The sequence below is a fragment of the Lentzea aerocolonigenes genome (genome assembly GCF_000974445.1).
Lineage (GTDB): Bacteria > Actinomycetota > Actinomycetes > Mycobacteriales > Pseudonocardiaceae > Lentzea > Lentzea aerocolonigenes.
Genome location: NZ_BBOJ01000004.1, coordinates 130218 through 145902, shown reverse-complemented (window position 1 = coordinate 145902; position 15685 = coordinate 130218). Strand labels below are relative to the sequence as shown.

Genomic DNA, 15685 nt, shown 5'->3' with positions numbered 1-15685 from the left:
ATCAGACCTTGCTTTCGCGGTAGTAGCGCATCGCGCCGTTGTGCAGCGGTACCGGTGACGTCTCGATCGCCGACCGCTGCTCTATCGTCCGCGCCGCCGAGTGGGCCTTCACCAGGTCGGGCTGGCCTTCGAACAGCTGCCGCACGAGCGCCTCGGCGACGTCGTCCGGCATCGCCTCGGTGACGAGCAGGAAGTTGCGGGTGACGAGCGTGATGACCGGCCCGGACTGCACGTTGTACGTCGAGGCCGGCAGGGTCGCGGAACCGTACACGGGATACTGCTGACGGAATTTCGGCAGCTCGTCCTTCAGGTCGAGCATCCGCACGCCGAGGCCCTTGGTCAGGTCGGTGATCCTCTTCGTCGGCAGGCCGCCGGACCAGAAGAACGCGTCGAGCTTGCCTTCCTGCATCGCCTGGGCGGAGTCGTCGAGGCCGAGGTTCAGCGCCTGCGGCGTGACGTTCTCCGACCGCAGCAGCTTGTTGGCGATGATCTCGACGCCGGACTCCTTCGCGCCGATCGACACGCGCAGTCCCGACAGGTCGCCGAGCTTCTTCACCGGCAGGTCGGCGCGGACGATGACCTGCAGGTAGTCGTCGTGCATGCGGGCCAGCGCGCGCAACCGCGTGGAGCCTGCGACGTCTGCTACCGCGTCCGCCTGCGAGAACCCCACCTGGGCTTGGTTGTTGACCAGCCGGGTGACGTTGTCCTTGGATCCGGCCGTCTGGACGACCTGGGGCCGCGCTATGCCGAGCCGGCCGCTCCAGATGTCCGCGAGGCCCTTGCCGAGCGAGTAGTAGACGCCGCCCTCGCTGCCGGTCGCCATCGTGATCTTGACGTCCTCGACCGTGCTGCCGCAGCCCGTCAGGACCGTTGCGGCGGTCAACAGGCTCACGGCGGCATGCACTCGTCCCAGCACCTGCGCATCGTGCCACGGGGGCGTTCTACGCTTGCACCCGACGAAAGGTTGGTTGCAGTGACCCGCAGTTACCAGATCCGCACGTTCGGTTGTCAGATGAACGTGCACGACTCCGAGCGGCTCGCCGGTCTACTGGAGGACGCTGGCTACGCGCGGGCCGCCGAGGACGAGCAGGCCGACGTCGTCGTCTTCAACACCTGCGCGGTCCGCGAGAACGCCGACAACAAGCTCTACGGCACGCTCGGCCACCTCGCCCCGCAGAAGGCGGCGAAGCCCGGCATGCAGATCGCGGTCGGCGGCTGCCTCGCGCAGAAGGACCGCGGCGAGATCGTCCGGCGCGCACCCTGGGTGGACGTCGTGTTCGGCACGCACAACATCGGCTCGCTGCCGGTGCTGCTCGAACGCGCCCGGCACAACTCGGAGGCGCAGGTCGAGATCCTCGACGCGCTGGAGACGTTCCCGTCGTCGCTGCCGGCCTCCCGCGACTCCGCCTACTCGGGCTGGGTGTCGATCTCGGTGGGCTGCAACAACACCTGCACGTTCTGCATCGTGCCGTCCCTGCGCGGCAAGGAGAAGGACCGCCGCCCCGGCGACGTGCTCGCCGAGGTGCAGACGCTCGTGGACGAGGGTGTGCTGGAGGTGACGCTGCTGGGGCAGAACGTCAACTCCTACGGCGTCGAGTTCGGCGACAGGTTCGCGTTCGGCAAGCTGCTGCGCGCCTGCGGTGAGATCGACGGCCTCGAGCGCGTGCGGTTCACCTCGCCGCACCCCAAGGACTTCACCGACGACGTCATCGCGGCCATGGCCGAGACGCCGAACGTGTGCCACCAGCTGCACATGCCGCTGCAGTCCGGTTCGGACCGCCTGCTCAAGGCGATGCGCCGGTCGTACCGCACGGAGAAGTACCTGGGCATCATCGACAAGGTCCGCGCCGCCATGCCGGACGCCGCGATCACCACGGACATCATCGTGGGCTTCCCGGGCGAGACCGAGGAGGACTTCCAGGGCACGCTCGACGTGGTGCGCCAGGCCAGGTTCTCGTCGGCGTTCACGTTCCAGTACTCGAAGCGTCCCGGCACGCCCGCCGCGGACCTGCCGGACCAGCTGCCCAAGGCCGTCGTCCAGGAGCGCTTCGACCGGCTCGTGGCGTTGCAGAACGAGATGACGCACTCGCTGAACATCGAGCAGGTCGGCCGCACCGTCGAGGTCCTCGTGGCGACCGGTGAGGGCAAGCGTGACGCGGAGACGCACCGCATGAGCGGCCGCGCGCGCGACGGACGCCTCGTGCACTTCACGCCGGGTGCGACCGTTCCGCGTCCCGGTGACGTCGTCGAGACGGTCGTGACGTACGCGGCCCCGCACTACCTCGTCGCGGACGGCGAACCGCTGTCGTGGCGCCGCACCAAGGCCGGTGACCGGTCGGAGGCGGGGATCAAGCCCAAGACCGCGGGCGTGGGCCTCGGTCTGCCGTCGTTCGGCGCGCCCGCGCCGCTGCCCGCCGTGTCGGGGTGCTCGGCCCAGTGAGCGAGGAGGAGTACCTGCGCAAGGAGATCGACGCGGTGGAACAGCAGGCGGCCAAGCGCATCGACCCCGGTACCGGCGCTCTCACGATCTCCATCGCCGTGCTGGCGTTGCTGGTGTCGCTGGTGCTGCCGTGGGTCGGTGACGACACGGGCCTGAGCGTGGTGCTCGGCGAGTCGGCGAGCTTCGTGCCGAGGCTGTTCTCGTTCTTCGCGCTCGGCATCGGCGTACTCGGGTCCGGCCTCACGCTCGCGGTGCGGCGCTGGGGTCTCGCGTGGGTCTGCGCCCTGGGCCTGTTCGCGGGCTCGGTGACGGGCGTGCTGTCGATCTGGACGCAGCAGACGACCACGAGCAACAAGGCGATCGGGCCCGGCCCCGGCGTCGGCCTGATCATCGCGGTGATCGCGGTGATCGTCCTGCTGGTGAAGTGGGTGAAGATCGCGGCTTCACGTCCGCCCCAGCTGTAATGAACGGGCGCACCTCCCCGATTCCTTTCCCGTCAAACGGTGAACGCGAGTCGAGGTGCGCTGGCGATGACGGACGCTGATCAGACCGCGAACACCGTCGGCGACGTGCCCGGATCGGCCATGCAGTTCCGGGACGTCGGCGGTGACGTCACCATCACCCAGTACGGCACGCCGAAACGCCCGCCGACGCTGCTTCTCATCGCCGTGGTCGTGTGTGCCGCGGTGGTGGGTCTTCTCGTCGTCGTGATGAATCTGGGACCGCGCACGGGGCCCGCGAGCGAGAGCACGACGCCGTCGACGCGGCAGAAGCCCGCGAACGACGGACCGGGCTACCTGGTGCCCGCCGGTGACGACCGGAGGGCCGTCGACTTCTACCAGAACGACTGGAACGACGTCGTGATGTGGGAGCGGCACCCGTCGAGCGACACCACCAGCTTCCAGCCGTACTGGGTGCGCGAGTTCTCGGACGCGTCGCCGACCTCGTTCCGCATCCGGAACGAGCGCGCGAACCTCTGCATGGAGCCGGTGTACCAGCAGAACTTCGGTGAGCACATCAAGGCGAACTCGTGCTCGTGGAGCAACGACGCACAGTTGTGGCAGACCACGAACACCACACAGCTCGCACACGTGGCATCCGGCCGTTGCCTGGGCACGGCCAACGACGGCTCCTACGCCGATGGCACCTGGCTGATCGTGTCGCTGTGCTCAGGCCGTGACGACCAGAAGTGGCGCATTGCGCGCTGAAGGGCCCCTCCCGCGCGGGGAGGAGCCCTTCAGCGTTCAGAACTAGCGGGTGGCCAGCGCCTGCTCAGCGGCGGCGAGCCACTCGCGCCACTGCGCGGCCTGAGCCTCGGCCTGCTCGGTGCGGCGCTTGTCGCCCGCGGCACGGGCCTTCGCGGCCTGCGCCTCGAACTGCTCCACGCGCTCGCGGAACTGCGCCACGCGGGCCTCGGCCTCGGGGTCGGAACGACGCCACTGGGCGTCCACCGCACCGCGGACCCGCTCCTCGATGGCGCGGAGCTTGCCCTCGAGCTCGCGGATGCGCTCGCGCGGCACCTTGCCGATCGCGTCCCAGCGCTCCTGGATCTTGTAGAGGTGCTGGCGAGCCGACTCGAGATCGGTCGACGGGTCGATCGTCTCGGCCTCGGCGAGCAGCTCCTCCTTCAGCTTCGCGTTCGCCGAGAACTCGGCGTCGCGCTCGCTGAACGCCTCGGAGCGCTTCTGGAAGAACGCGTCCTGCGCGGCGCGGAACCGCTGCCACAGCGCGTCGTCGGCCTCCTTGGGCGCACGCCCGGCGGCCTTCCACTCGACCATGAGCTCCTTGTAGCGACCGGCCGTGGGGCCCCAGTCGTCGGAGTCGATCAGCTTCTCGGCCTCTTCGACGAGCGCCTGCTTCGACGCCTTCGCCACCGAACGCTGGCGGTCGAGGTCCGCGAAGTGCGAGCCGCGGCGGCGGTTGAACGCGTCACGGGCCTTCGAGAACCGGCGCCACAGCTGCTCGTCGGTCTTGCGGTCGACGCCGCGGATGGTCTTCCACTCGTCGAGGATCTGGCGCAGCCGGTCGCCCGCGACCTTCCACTGGGTCGACTCGTTCGCGATCGACTCGGCCTCGTCGACCAGCGCCTGCTTGCGCGCCACGGACTGGGCGCGGGCGGCCTCCTTGGCCTCCTTCGCCTTCTCCATGCCGGCCTCGGCCCGCTCCAGCACGTGCTCGACGCGGGCGGCCAGCGCCTTGAGGTCACCGACGACGGCGGCCTCGGCGAGCTGCTCCTTGACGTGCTTCGCGCTGGTCAGGGCGTGCTTCGGGTCGCCGGCACCGGACGCGAGCCGCGTCACCAGCAGCTCGACCTCGGTGCGCAGGTCGTCGAACCGGCGCGCGAAGTGCGCGAGGCCCTCGACCGGCTCGCCGGCCTGCCACGACCCGACGGCGCGCTCGCCGTCCTCGGTCTTCACGTACACGGTGCCGTCGGCGTCAACGCGCCCCCAGCGGTCAGGGTGGTCCGACGCCACGGGGACGGCCGGAGGCGTCGCCTGCACGGTCTCCTTCGGCGTTTCCTCGACCCCACCCTCGGCTGCGCCCACTTCCGGGCCCACTTCTGGGACGGTCTCCGTCACAGCGTCCGGTGTGCTGTCCTGCTCCGACATCGCCGGTTCCTCCCATCTGACGCCCGTGCCTGCCACGGGCGCCCCGCCGTTGGCGGGGCCGATGCAATACGGGCGCTGGAGGGTCTCCCGTCCCCAGTTCCCCGCGCGCATTCAAACAGGTCAGAGCTCGACTCGGTACTGGGAGTCCACGATAGGTAGCCTCGTTCGTCGTGATCACCCGTGCCGCGGTGGTGCCGCACCCACCCCTCCTGGTGCCAGAACTGGTCGCGGGAGCCGCCGCCGAAACCGAGCCCGTGCGCGCCGCAACCCTTGCCGCAGCAGGAAAACTGCCCGGTCCGTGGGTTGCGGTCGCGGTGGACGACAGCGGTCCGGCGACCTTCGTGCCACCGCTTTCGGGAACTTTCCTCGGTTATGGAGTCGATGTGCCCGTGTCACTCGGCGGTGACTCGGTCCCGGACCCGCGCATTCCGTTGCCTGTGCTAATCACCGCGTGGCTGCGGGAACACTGCGCAGTCGAGGTGTCACGCGTCGAACTCGTCCCGCGCGATCTGTCCCCTTCCGACTGTGTCTCGTTTGGACAACGACTCGCTTCGGAAGAGTGCGGCCTGTTGGTTCTCGGTGACGGATCCACACGACACGGCTTGCGTTCGCCAGGTTCCCACGACGAGCGTTCGGGACCTTTCGACTCGCACGTGCACGACCTGCTGGCGGCCGCCGATGTGGACGGCCTGCTCGACCTCGACCCCGAACTCGCCCGCGAGCTGGGAGCGCAGGGCCGTGCCGCGTGGCAGGTCCTCGCCGGCGTGCCCGGACCGTGGCGCGGTCTGGGAGCCGAGTTCTTCGCACCGTTCGGCGTGGGCTACCACGTCGCCGTCTGGGAGCGCCCGTGATAGTTCCAATCGCCGTTGTCGGACCCACCGCGACCGGAAAGTCGGACCTGGCCGTCGCGCTCGCCGAACGGTTCGGGGGAGAGGTCGTCAACGCCGACGCCATGCAGCTCTACCGCGGCATGGACATCGGCACGGCGAAGATGACGGTGGAGGAACGCCGCGGCGTGCCGCACCACCTGCTCGACGTTCTCGACGTGACCGAGACCGCGTCGGTCGCCGCCTACCAGCGGGAGACGCGGGCTGTCGTCGAACGCCTGCTCGCCGCCGGTCGCCCGCCGATCCTCGTCGGTGGATCCGGGCTCTACGTCCAGGCCGTGCTCGACGACCTGAAGTTTCCCGGTACCGACGACGCGGTGCGCGAGCGCTTCGAGGCTGAGCTCGCTTCCGTTGGCCCGGAGGCGTTGCACCGGCGCCTGCAGGAGCTCGACCCGGCCGCGGCGATCGCGATCCTGCCGTCCAACGGCCGCCGCATCGTGCGCGCGCTCGAGGTCATCGAGCTGACCGGGCAACCGTTCTCCGCGAACCTGCCCAAGCCCGGTCCCGCGCGCTACGGCACCGTCCAGATCGGCGTGGACCGCGAGGTGTCCGAACTGGACGCGCGCGTCGACCTGCGCGTGGACGTCATGTTCGCCTCGGGTCTGGAGGGCGAGGTGCGCGCCCTGGTCCGGGCCGGCCTGCGCGACGGCAAGACCGCGTCGCGCGCGCTGGGGTACCAGCAGGTGCTGTCCGCAATGGACGGAGCGTGCACGATCGACTTCGCCGCGGAGGAGACCAAACGCGCCACCCGCCGGTTCGTGCGCCGGCAGCGGTCGTGGTTCCGGCGTGACCAGCGCATCACCTGGCTGGACGGTGCGAGGCCGGATCTCGTCGAGGCCGCCGGTAACCTTGTCCCGTGGAGTTCGTGAAGGGGCACGGCACGGAGAACGACTTCGTCGTCCTGCCCGACCTCGATGACCAGCTGGACCTGACGGTGGCGCGCGTGCAGACGCTGTGCGACCGGCAGCGCGGCCTGGGCGCCGACGGCGTGCTGCGCGTCGTGCGTGCTGATGGCAAGTGGTTCATGGACTACCGCAACGCCGACGGCTCCATCGCCGAGATGTGCGGCAACGGCCTGCGCGTCTTCGCCCGCTACCTCGTCGACGCCGGCCACCAGCCGCAGGGCTCGTTCGTCGTCGCCACGCGTGCGGGGGACAAGACGGTCACCACGCACCCGGACGGCTCCGTCACGAACGACATGGGCCCCGCGCGGATCACCGGCACGTCCATCGCGGCGGTCGACGGCCAGGGCATCGGCGGCTTCGCGGTCGACGTCGGCAACCCGCACCTGGCGTGCGTCACCGAGGTCCCGGTCGAGAGCTTCGACCTCACCGTGCCGCCCGGTTTCGACCCGGTGATGTTCCCGCACGGCGTGAACGTCGAGCTGATCAACACCATCGGTGACAACGCGCTGCGCATGCGCGTCTACGAGCGCGGCGTGGGCGAGACCCGCTCGTGCGGCACCGGCACCGTGGCGTCCGTCGCGTCCTGGCTCGCGGGCCAGGGCAAGACCACCGGTTCGGCCACCGTCGACGTGCTCGGCGGCCAGGTGTTCGTGACGATCGAGCCGACGACGTCCACGCTCACCGGACCCGCCATGCTCGTCGCGCGCGGCGAGCTCGACAAGTCCTGGTGGGACGCCCTGCAGTAGAGCCGCGCAACTGATATATCGGATATCAGCTGAGCTCGTACACCTCGATCTTCCCCAGCCGCTCGGGCTTGACCACGTTCGGATGCGAGTCCGGCGCGGTCAGGCAGACGAGGTGGTCGTCGACGACGGCGACGGCGAAACACGTCTGCGTCGTCTCCACCCGATGCGTGATCTTGCCGCCTTCGGTCACCCGGAACGCCGCCGCCTGCAACGCGGGCGCCACCCACACGCCGTCGCCGTCTCCCGCTATGCCGTCCGGCGCGATGCCGAACTCCTTCACATCGGCCCACACCCTGCGGTTTTGCAACGATCCGTTGCGGTCGACCGAAAACGAAGTGAGGTGGAATGCAACGGTTTCGGCGACGACCAAGATGGTGCCGCTCTCCGATCGGCCGGTCGGGTCGGGTAGCAGCGCCATGCCGTTGGGGAATTTCAGGTCCTCGGCCGCGACGCTGACGGAGCCGTCGGGCTGGACGAGTGCGAGCGCGGCACCCGGCGGGTCGAAGTCCGGTTCGAGCAGCCGCGGGATGCCGACCTCGTCGATCAGGCCGTGCAGGTCGAAGCCGAAGTTGCCGACGTACGCGCGTCCTTCGGCGTCGACGAGCATGTCGTTCGCGTGGAAGGTCGCGACAGCTGATATATCGGCGTGAACGACCAGGTCACCACCTTCGAGGCGGCGCACCGTGCGGTCGAGCATCGACACGACGAGCAGGCGTCCGTCGGGCAGCCAGCCGAGGCCGGAAGGCTGGCCGTCGAAGGCGACGACGACCTCGTCGGCACCTGTCGTGAGGTCGAGGGCGTGCACCTCGCCGGCGTAGAAGTCGGAGTAGTAGAGGCGACCGTCGGGGCCGCGCCGCGGTCCCTCGCCGAAGTGGAGACCTTCGCGAACGACCTTCGTGTCAGCCATGGGCCTCGACGCTAGCTTCGACCGGCAGGTCACGCATCGTCCGCAACGGTGAGAGCAGAATCCACACCACCCCGAGCAACGAGCCGAGGAGCGCGACCCACAGCGTCGGCACGATCCCGATCCACGAACCGAGCCCGCCGCCGAGCAACGCGCCCAGCGGCATAGTGCCCCAGACCACCCAGCGGGTCGAGGCGTTCATCCGGCCCAGCAGGTGGTCGGGGCAGATCGTCTGCCGGTAGCTCACCTGGCCGATGTTGTAGACGACGACCCCGAACACGGTCACCGCCTGCCCGACCATCGGGAGCACCAGGCCCAAGCCGTTCGAGGTGAACGGCAGCGCCAGGGAGAAAGGCCAGGTCACCAGCGGGATGAGCCAGATCATCCTGGCCTGCCCGACCACCAGTCCGATCTTGTGCGCGAACGCGGCGCCGAGCACACCGCCGATGCCGCCCGCGCTGAGCACCAGACCTGCCGTTCCCTCGCTCAGTCCCACCGTCTTGAGCAGGAACAGCACCATCACGGCCTGCTGGATGCCGTGGAAGAAGTTCGACGTGCCGGTGCAGGCCACGATCTTGCGCAGGGTGTGGTTGCCGAAGACGAACCGCAGTCCCTCCGCGATCTCGCGCCGCAGGTGGGGCTCGGGGTGGAGTTCCGGTGCCGGCTCCACGGTCTTGATCCGCAACAGGAAGTACGCCGAGCTCAAGTAGCCCAGGCCGGTGGCGAGAACACCGTTGGCCGCGCCGAGGAACTGTGCCGCGTAGCCACCGATGGCGGGTCCCGACGCCTCCGCCACCTGCAGGCTGGCCTGCAGTTTCGAGTTGCCCTCGACGAGCTGGCCGCGTCCGACGAGCGACGGCAGGTACGACTGGTAGGCGACGTCGAAGAAGACGGTGCACACCCCCACCGCGAGGCTCACGACGATCAGCTGCGGCAGGTCGAGCAGGTCCAACCACCACGCGACGGGCACGCTCACCATCAGCGCGGCCCTGGCGATGTCCATCGCGATCATCAACGGCTTGCGCCGCATCCTGTCCACCCACACGCCCGCGGGCAGGCCGATCAACAGGAACGCGATCGTGCTCGCCGCGGCCAGCAGGCCCATCTCGAGCGGTGTCGCGTTCAGCACACCCGCCGCGAGCAGCGGGATGACCGTCATCCCGACGTTCGCGCCGAACTGGCTGATCGTGTCGCCCATCCAGAGCCTGCGGAAGTCGGGGTGCCCCCAAAGCGCCATGCCGGCGAGTCTGCCCCGAGTGATTGGAAACTGTCAATCACTTAGACTGGGCGCGTGCCACTCTCCCGCAAGCGCCGTCCCGCGACGAAAGAGGAAGCCGCAGCTCTGAGCTCCGACCTGCGGCTGCGGATGATCCGCATGACGTTCGACCGCCCGCTCACCAACAAGGAGCTGGCGCAGCGGCTCGGCAAGGACCCGGCCACGACGCTGCACCACGTGCGCAAACTCGTCGCCGCCGGGTTCCTCGAGGCGATGCCCCCGCGGGCGGGCAACCGGGGTGCGAAAGAGATCCCCTATCGGTCGACAGGGCTGTCGTGGCAGCTCGACAACAGCGAAAATGCAGTCGCCGTCGGTGAGGCGATGCTGCACGCTTTCCTCGGCGAGGTTGCCGACATCGGGCTCGAGGACGTGGATCAGAGCCGCCTGGTCGTCACCGTCGACCCGGAGGAACTAAAGCAGCGGCTCGCGTCGTTGATGGATGAGCTGGCCGCGCAACCGGTCAGACCGGACGTTCCCCGTGTGGCGATCTACCTCGCGGTGTATCCGGGGGACTGAAGGTCCATGGGACGATGAAGGGCAAATGACGGAAAACATCCAGAGCACAGAGTTCGACGCCGCGTGGGAAGAGGAAGACTTCTCGACGGGTGACTACGAACTCGCCGAACGCGCCGCATTGCGCCGTGTCGCGGGGTTGTCCACCGAGCTCGAGGACATCACCGAGGTCGAGTACCGGCAGCTTCGCCTGGAGCGGGTCGTGCTCGTCGGGGTGTGGACCGAGGGCACGGCCGCGGACTCCGACGCCTCGATGGCAGAACTCGCCCGCCTCGCCGAAACCGCAGGTTCCGAGGTGCTCGAAGGGGTCGTGCAGCGGCGCGACAAACCGGACGCCGCGACGTACATCGGTTCCGGCAAGGTGGCCGAGCTGCGCGACGTGGTGCAGGCGACCGGCGCCGACACCGTGATCTGCGACGGCGAGCTCTCTCCCGGCCAGCTGCGTCAGCTGGAGGAGAAGCTCAAGGTCAAGGTCATCGACCGCACCGCGCTCATCCTGGACATCTTCGCGCAGCACGCGCGGTCCAAGGAGGGCAAGGCGCAGGTCGAGCTGGCCCAGCTGCAGTACCTGATGCCGCGCCTGCGCGGCTGGGGTGAGACGTTGTCGCGGCAGGCCGGTGGTCGTGCCGGCGGCGGCAACGGCGGTGTGGGTCTGCGCGGTCCCGGTGAGACGAAGATCGAGACCGACCGCCGCCGGATCCGCGCGCGCATCGCCAAGCTGCGCCGCGAGATCGCCGCGATCGGCGTCATCCGCGAGACCAAGCGGGGCCGCCGCACGGCGAACGAGATCCCGAGCGTCGCCATCGCGGGCTACACGAACGCGGGCAAGTCCTCGCTGCTCAACGCGCTGACGGGCGCCGGTGTCCTGGTGGAGGACGCGCTGTTCGCCACCCTCGACCCGACGACGCGCCGCGCGGTGACGCCGGAGGGCCTGCCGTACACGCTGACGGACACGGTCGGCTTCGTCCGGCACCTGCCGCACCAGCTGGTCGAGGCGTTCCGCTCGACGCTCGAGGAGGTCGGCCAGTCCGACCTGCTCGTGCACGTGGTCGACGGCTCCGACGGCATGCCGGAGAAGCAGGTCAGCGCCGTGCGCGAGGTCATCGCCGAGATCAACGAGGAGACCGGCACGCCGATGCCGCGCGAGCTGCTCGTCGTGAACAAGATCGACGCGGTGGGCGACCTGGGCCTGGCCCGGCTGCGGCACCTGTTCCCGGACGCGTCGTTCGTGTCGGCGCACTCGGGCCTCGGCATCGAGGAGCTGCGGGTCCGCATCGCCGAGCTGATGCCACGTCCCGAGGTCGTGGTCGAGGCACTCGTGCCGTACGCGCGCGGCGAGGTCGTCGCCCGCGTGCACCGCGACGGCGAGGTGCTGTCCGAGAAGCACACGGAGTCGGGCACGCTGCTCAGCGCCCGCGTGCGTCCGGACCTCGCGGGCGTGCTCGAGGAGTTCGCGACGAACGGAACGCCTGCTTGATCCCGCCTCCACCGGTGGACGTGTGCCCGGTAGCCATGCAGGAGCTCTCCGGGCTCACGTCCGACGGCAAGCAGTTCTTCGCCGTCAGCGACAGCGACAACGGCACGCTGCGCATCCAGGTCATGGGCCGCGACTGCGTCATCAAACGGACGATCACCGCACCCGTCGACCCCTTCGACGTCGAAGACCTCGCGATGACGCCGGACGGCACCCTCTGGGCGTCCGACACCGGCGACAACAACAAGTCCCGCTCCACGGTCGCCTTGCACAAGGTCTCGCCTTCGGGTGCCGTGGAGCGGTTCCGCGTCACCTACCCGGACGGCAAGCACGACGCCGAAGCCTTGCTCATCGACAAGGCCGGTATCCCGTACATCATCACCAAGGAACCCATCGGCTCCGCACTGGTATATCGCCCGACGGCTCCGCTCCAAACTGATATATCGGTGCCGTTGGAGCAGGTCGCGCGTGTGACGCTGTCCACCACGGACACCCCGGGCGGCCCGCTCGAAGGCACCCTCGACTCGCGCCTGGTGACCGGCGCCGCCTCCACGGCCGACGGCTCCGTCATCGCCCTGCGCACCTACACGGACGCCTACCTCTTCCCGGTCCCGGACGGCGATCTCGTGAAGGCGTTGGCCGGCGATCCGGTCCGCGTCCCGCTGCCGAACGAACCCCAGGGCGAAGCCATCGCCTTCGACCCGGACGGCACCCTGCTCTCCGCCTCGGAAGGCGTCGGCACACCGATCCGCGCGGTCGCGGGCGCCGCGGCCCTGGCCCAGCCACCCGCGCCGACGACCACGACACCTCCACCGGCCGCGGACCAGCCACAGGCATCGCCTCAGGAGTCCTCGAACCGGGCCTCGTCCTGGCAGAACTGGCCACTGGCGCTGACACTGGGCGGCCTCGTCCTCGTCGCCGCCCTCGTCATCGGCCTCCGCTTCCGCCGCCGCGCCTGACCTGGTGTCAGGCGGGTGAACGGATCGCTGCGGCGAAGGCATCCTCGATCTTCTTCGCCGCCGCCTTCGTCGTGCCGCGTTGAGCGCCCGTTCGTGACCCCATGCTCCGGTCACGCCGTGTGGAGTGCTTGCACCAACCCGACCGCCGCACGATCTCCTTCTCCGACCCGAGCTGATACCACATCAAGGCTTCGCACCACGGCCTTCAGGTACACCGTGCTGCCTGGGGCGAAGATTCGGGCACCGGACGACGGGGTGCTCGGGCCGCTGTCTAGTCCCAGGCGACGGGCATCCGTTCGAGCCCGCCGATCACCAGGCTCGCCCGCCGCGGCAGCTCGTCCTCCGGCACGGCCAGACGCAGCTTCGGGAACCGCGTGAAGAGGCCCGGGAAGGCGATCTTCAGCTCGATCCGCGCCAGGTGCTGACCGATGCACTGGTGAACGCCGTGGCCGAACGCCAGGTGCCCGGCCGTACCACGAGCCAGGTCGAGGACGTCCGGATCCGCGTAGCGCGCCGGGTCGTGGTTTGCGGAGCCGAGCTCGACGAGCACGGTGTCGCCTTTGCGCACGACGACGCCGTCGACCTCGACGTCCTCCAACGCCGTGCGCACAGTCGCGGGCGTCAAACTGATATATCGCAGCAGCTCCTCGACGGCGGCGTCGGGATTCGCGAGCATCGCCTCCACCCGCGCCGGGTCGCGCAGCAGTTCGAGCGTGCCGAGGGACAGCATGTTCGTCGTCGTGTCGAGACCGCCCCCGAGCAACGCCATGCCCATGGCCGCCATCTCGTCGTCGGTCAGCGCATCACCCGAACCGGTGACCTCGGAGTTGACGAGGTCGCTGAGCACGTCGTCGCTCGGCCGCGCCCGCTTCGCCGAGACCATCTCCAGCATGAACCGCTGAAGCCTCCCGAACGCCTCGAACATGGCCTCGGCCTCGCCGGCCTCCGCGCCGCTTCCGCCCGTGAGAGTCGTGGCGTCCTGCTGGAACTCGGCCCGCCGCTCGTACGGCACACCCAGCAGCTCGCAGATCATCAGCCCCGGCACCGGCACCGCGAAGTGCTCCACCAGATCCGCCGGCGACCCCTGCGCCGCCAGCCCGTCCAGGTGCTCGGCCGTGATCACTTCGAGCCGCTCGGCGAGCAGCCGCATCCGTCGAACGGTGAACTGACCGGTCAGCCTGCCGCGGTAGCGGGTGTGGTCGGGAGGGTCGTGGTCGGTGAACGCGCCGGGCGGCGACGGCGGCGCGTCGCCGGGGCTGCCCGGGCCGAACGGGTTGTGCATCAGATCCGGCCGGATGCTGAAGCCGTTGTTCGAGAGCACCGCCCGCACCGTGGCGTGGTCGTGCGCTCGCCAGCCGACGTGGCCGTCCGGGAACGTCATCGGGCTGAGTGGCATTGCCTCCCCCTTTGCAATGAGCTTGTTTCCCCTTCTTGCAAGCTAAAACGTTTGCGGACGAAGTCAAAAGACTCATTGCAATGGCTTGAAGCGCAAGGCACGATGGGGTTGTGCCTGGTAAGCGGCTAGACGAGGAAGAACGGCAGCTCATCGCCCAGTGGCTGTGGGACGGGCTGGGTTACTCCGAAATCGGGAGGCGGTTGCAAAGGCCTGCCTCGACGGTGCAGCGGGAGGTGGTCCGCAACGGGGGCCACAACAGCTACCGGCCGGGTGCGGCGCATCGGGCGGCGAGTGAGCGGGCCATGCGGCGGATGCCCGCGGTGGACGACCTCGACGTCGATGACGAGGCGTACTCGTTCGGGCGGAGTCCTGGTGAGGTGCAGGAGTTCCACCTGCGGCTCGTCGCGTCGTTCGTGCAGACCGGTATACCGAAGACAGCGGCGCGGATCCTGGCCGAGATCTTCATGGTCGACAAGGGCAGCCTGTCGGCGACCGAGCTGGTGCTGCGGCTGTCGGTGAGTCCGGGCACGGTGTCGCGGTCGACGAGCTACCTGCAGGACCTCGGGTTGTTGCGCAGCGAGCGCGACGGCAAGCGCATGCGCTACTTCCTGGACGACGACATCTGGTACCGGGCGTGGCTGAGCAGCGCGGAACGCAACTCCGTGTGGGCGCACACCGCGTTGGAGGGTGCCGAGATCTTCGGTCTCGACACCCCCGTCGGCGCACGCCTCAAAGACATGGGGCAGTTCTTCGCGTTCGTCGTGGTGGACATGGAGTCCACCAGGAAGAAGTGGCTCGACTTCTTCGAGAAGAAGAAGGCCGCGCGTGAGAAAGCCCGGAGAACTACGGGAGACGCCTCAGCACCGTGACGACCTTGCCGAGGATGGTGGCCTCGTCGCCGTTGATCGGCTGGTAGGCCGGGTTGTGCGGCATCAGCCACACGTGGCCGTCCTTGCGCTTGAAGGTCTTCACGGTCGCCTCGCCGTCGATCATGGCGGCGACGATCTCGCCCTGGTCGGCGGTCGGCTGCTTGCGGATCACGACCCAGTCGCCGTCGGTGATCGCGGCGTCGATCATCGAGTCACCGACGACGCGCAGCAGGAACAGCTCGCCTTCGCCGACGATCTCGCGCGGCAGCGGGAACACGTCCTCGATCGACTCCTCCGCCAGGATCGGGCCACCGGCGGCGATCCGGCCGACCATCGGCACGTACGCGGGCGTCGGCTTGGACATCGGGTCGAGACCGGGGTCGATCTCTGCGGGCAGCATGCCCACCGCGCGCGGGCGGTTCGGGTCGCGGCGCAGGAAGCCCTTCCGCTCCAGCGCGCGCAGCTGGTACGCGACCGAGGAGGTCGACGTCAGGCCCACGGCCTCGCCGATCTCGCGCACGCTCGGCGGGTAGCCGAAGCGGTCGACCCAGTCACGGATCACGTCGAGCACCTTGCGCTGGCGCAATGTCAGGCCGGCGTTTCCCGCGATCTCGCTTACCTCTGTCTCCACAAGAGCGGGGTCCGGGTCGATCGTCTTGCCTGCCACGGTCGCTGTCCTCCTCGCCGCCCCCAGTTCGAATGGGATT

16 protein-coding genes are annotated in these 15685 nt (G+C 69.2%); 10 read left to right on the top strand and 6 right to left on the bottom strand.

Annotation, left to right across the window (positions count from 1 at the left end):
• Position 1 precedes the first annotated feature (1 nt).
• The gene (locus tag AOM45_RS08975) at positions 2 to 892 is read right to left on the bottom strand and encodes a TAXI family TRAP transporter solute-binding subunit (RefSeq protein ID WP_236703251.1); all 891 of its coding nucleotides are present in this window, start codon (positions 890 to 892) and stop codon (positions 2 to 4) included.
• 81 nt (positions 893 to 973) lie between these two features.
• On the opposite strand from AOM45_RS08975, the gene miaB reads away from it, so the two are divergent.
• From miaB to AOM45_RS08960, 3 genes are all read left to right on the top strand, one after another.
• Positions 974 to 2440, top strand: coding sequence for a tRNA (N6-isopentenyl adenosine(37)-C2)-methylthiotransferase MiaB (miaB, locus tag AOM45_RS08970; protein WP_030464936.1), 1467 nt, complete (start codon positions 974 to 976; stop codon positions 2438 to 2440).
• Entirely contained in the window at positions 2437 to 2904 is a 468-nt protein-coding gene (locus tag AOM45_RS08965; RefSeq protein ID WP_030464935.1) for an Rv2732c family membrane protein, read from the top strand. Before miaB ends, AOM45_RS08965 begins: the two co-directional genes overlap by 4 nt.
• Positions 2905 to 2970: 66 nt before the next feature.
• Entirely contained in the window at positions 2971 to 3648 is a 678-nt protein-coding gene (locus AOM45_RS08960; protein ID WP_030464934.1) for an RICIN domain-containing protein, read from the top strand.
• Positions 3649 to 3690: 42 nt separating this feature from the next.
• Here AOM45_RS08960 and AOM45_RS08955 read toward each other — a convergent pair whose 3' ends face one another.
• Positions 3691 to 5049 carry a DUF349 domain-containing protein gene (locus tag AOM45_RS08955; RefSeq protein WP_030464933.1) on the bottom strand — a complete coding sequence of 453 codons (1359 nt, stop codon included), beginning with the start codon at positions 5047 to 5049 and terminating at the stop codon, positions 3691 to 3693.
• Positions 5050 to 5702: 653 nt separating this feature from the next.
• On the opposite strand from AOM45_RS08955, the gene AOM45_RS53745 reads away from it, so the two are divergent.
• From AOM45_RS53745 to dapF, 3 genes are read left to right on the top strand one after another with little or no spacing between them, the layout of a single operon-like run.
• A complete protein-coding gene (locus AOM45_RS53745; RefSeq protein ID WP_308202546.1) occupies positions 5703 to 5900 on the top strand; it encodes a class III extradiol ring-cleavage dioxygenase family protein in 198 nt (65 codons plus the stop codon).
• The gene (miaA, locus tag AOM45_RS08945) at positions 5897 to 6805 is read left to right on the top strand and encodes a tRNA (adenosine(37)-N6)-dimethylallyltransferase MiaA (protein WP_030464931.1); all 909 of its coding nucleotides are present in this window, start codon (positions 5897 to 5899) and stop codon (positions 6803 to 6805) included. The genes AOM45_RS53745 and miaA overlap by 4 nt, the downstream gene beginning before the upstream one ends.
• Positions 6793 to 7587 carry a diaminopimelate epimerase gene (dapF, locus tag AOM45_RS08940; protein WP_030464930.1) on the top strand — a complete coding sequence of 265 codons (795 nt, stop codon included), beginning with the start codon at positions 6793 to 6795 and terminating at the stop codon, positions 7585 to 7587. The genes miaA and dapF overlap by 13 nt, the downstream gene beginning before the upstream one ends.
• 25 nt (positions 7588 to 7612) lie before the next feature.
• Here dapF and AOM45_RS08935 read toward each other — a convergent pair whose 3' ends face one another.
• Both AOM45_RS08935 and AOM45_RS08930 read right to left on the bottom strand, forming a co-directional pair.
• Complete coding sequence (locus AOM45_RS08935) at positions 7613 to 8494, bottom strand: SMP-30/gluconolactonase/LRE family protein (RefSeq protein WP_035908835.1); 882 nt, start codon at positions 8492 to 8494, stop codon at positions 7613 to 7615.
• Positions 8487 to 9728 (bottom strand): MFS transporter, encoded by a 1242-nt coding sequence (locus AOM45_RS08930; protein WP_030464928.1) that lies wholly within the window; start codon positions 9726 to 9728, stop codon positions 8487 to 8489. Before AOM45_RS08930 ends, AOM45_RS08935 begins: the two co-directional genes overlap by 8 nt.
• A gap of 54 nt (positions 9729 to 9782) precedes the next feature.
• Here AOM45_RS08930 and AOM45_RS08925 point away from each other — a divergent pair, with 54 nt between their 5' ends.
• Genes AOM45_RS08925 through AOM45_RS08915 form a run of 3 tightly spaced genes read left to right on the top strand, consistent with a single transcriptional unit; the run spans position 9783 to position 12713 of the window.
• On the top strand, positions 9783 to 10283 hold the full coding sequence (locus tag AOM45_RS08925; protein WP_030464927.1) for an ArsR/SmtB family transcription factor: 501 nt from the start codon (positions 9783 to 9785) through the stop codon (positions 10281 to 10283).
• A 25-nt stretch (positions 10284 to 10308) separates the two neighbouring features.
• Positions 10309 to 11757 (top strand): GTPase HflX, encoded by a 1449-nt coding sequence (hflX, locus tag AOM45_RS08920; protein ID WP_030464926.1) that lies wholly within the window; start codon positions 10309 to 10311, stop codon positions 11755 to 11757.
• Complete coding sequence (locus tag AOM45_RS08915) at positions 11754 to 12713, top strand: SdiA-regulated/phytase-like domain-containing protein (protein WP_156093533.1); 960 nt, start codon at positions 11754 to 11756, stop codon at positions 12711 to 12713. The genes hflX and AOM45_RS08915 overlap by 4 nt, the downstream gene beginning before the upstream one ends.
• Positions 12714 to 12984: 271 nt before the next feature.
• Here the strand turns inward: AOM45_RS08915 and AOM45_RS08910 are convergent, their stop codons facing one another.
• Entirely contained in the window at positions 12985 to 14109 is a 1125-nt protein-coding gene (locus tag AOM45_RS08910) for a cytochrome P450 (protein ID WP_236703250.1), read from the bottom strand.
• A 110-nt stretch (positions 14110 to 14219) separates the two neighbouring features.
• Between AOM45_RS08910 and AOM45_RS08905 the strand changes: the two genes are divergently transcribed.
• Entirely contained in the window at positions 14220 to 14978 is a 759-nt protein-coding gene (locus AOM45_RS08905) for a GbsR/MarR family transcriptional regulator (protein WP_063756950.1), read from the top strand.
• On the opposite strand, the gene lexA is transcribed toward AOM45_RS08905, so the two are convergent.
• On the bottom strand, positions 14953 to 15630 hold the full coding sequence (gene lexA, locus AOM45_RS08900; protein WP_030464922.1) for a transcriptional repressor LexA: 678 nt from the start codon (positions 15628 to 15630) through the stop codon (positions 14953 to 14955). The genes AOM45_RS08905 and lexA overlap by 26 nt on opposite strands.
• Between the last annotated feature and the right edge of the window lie 55 nt (positions 15631 to 15685).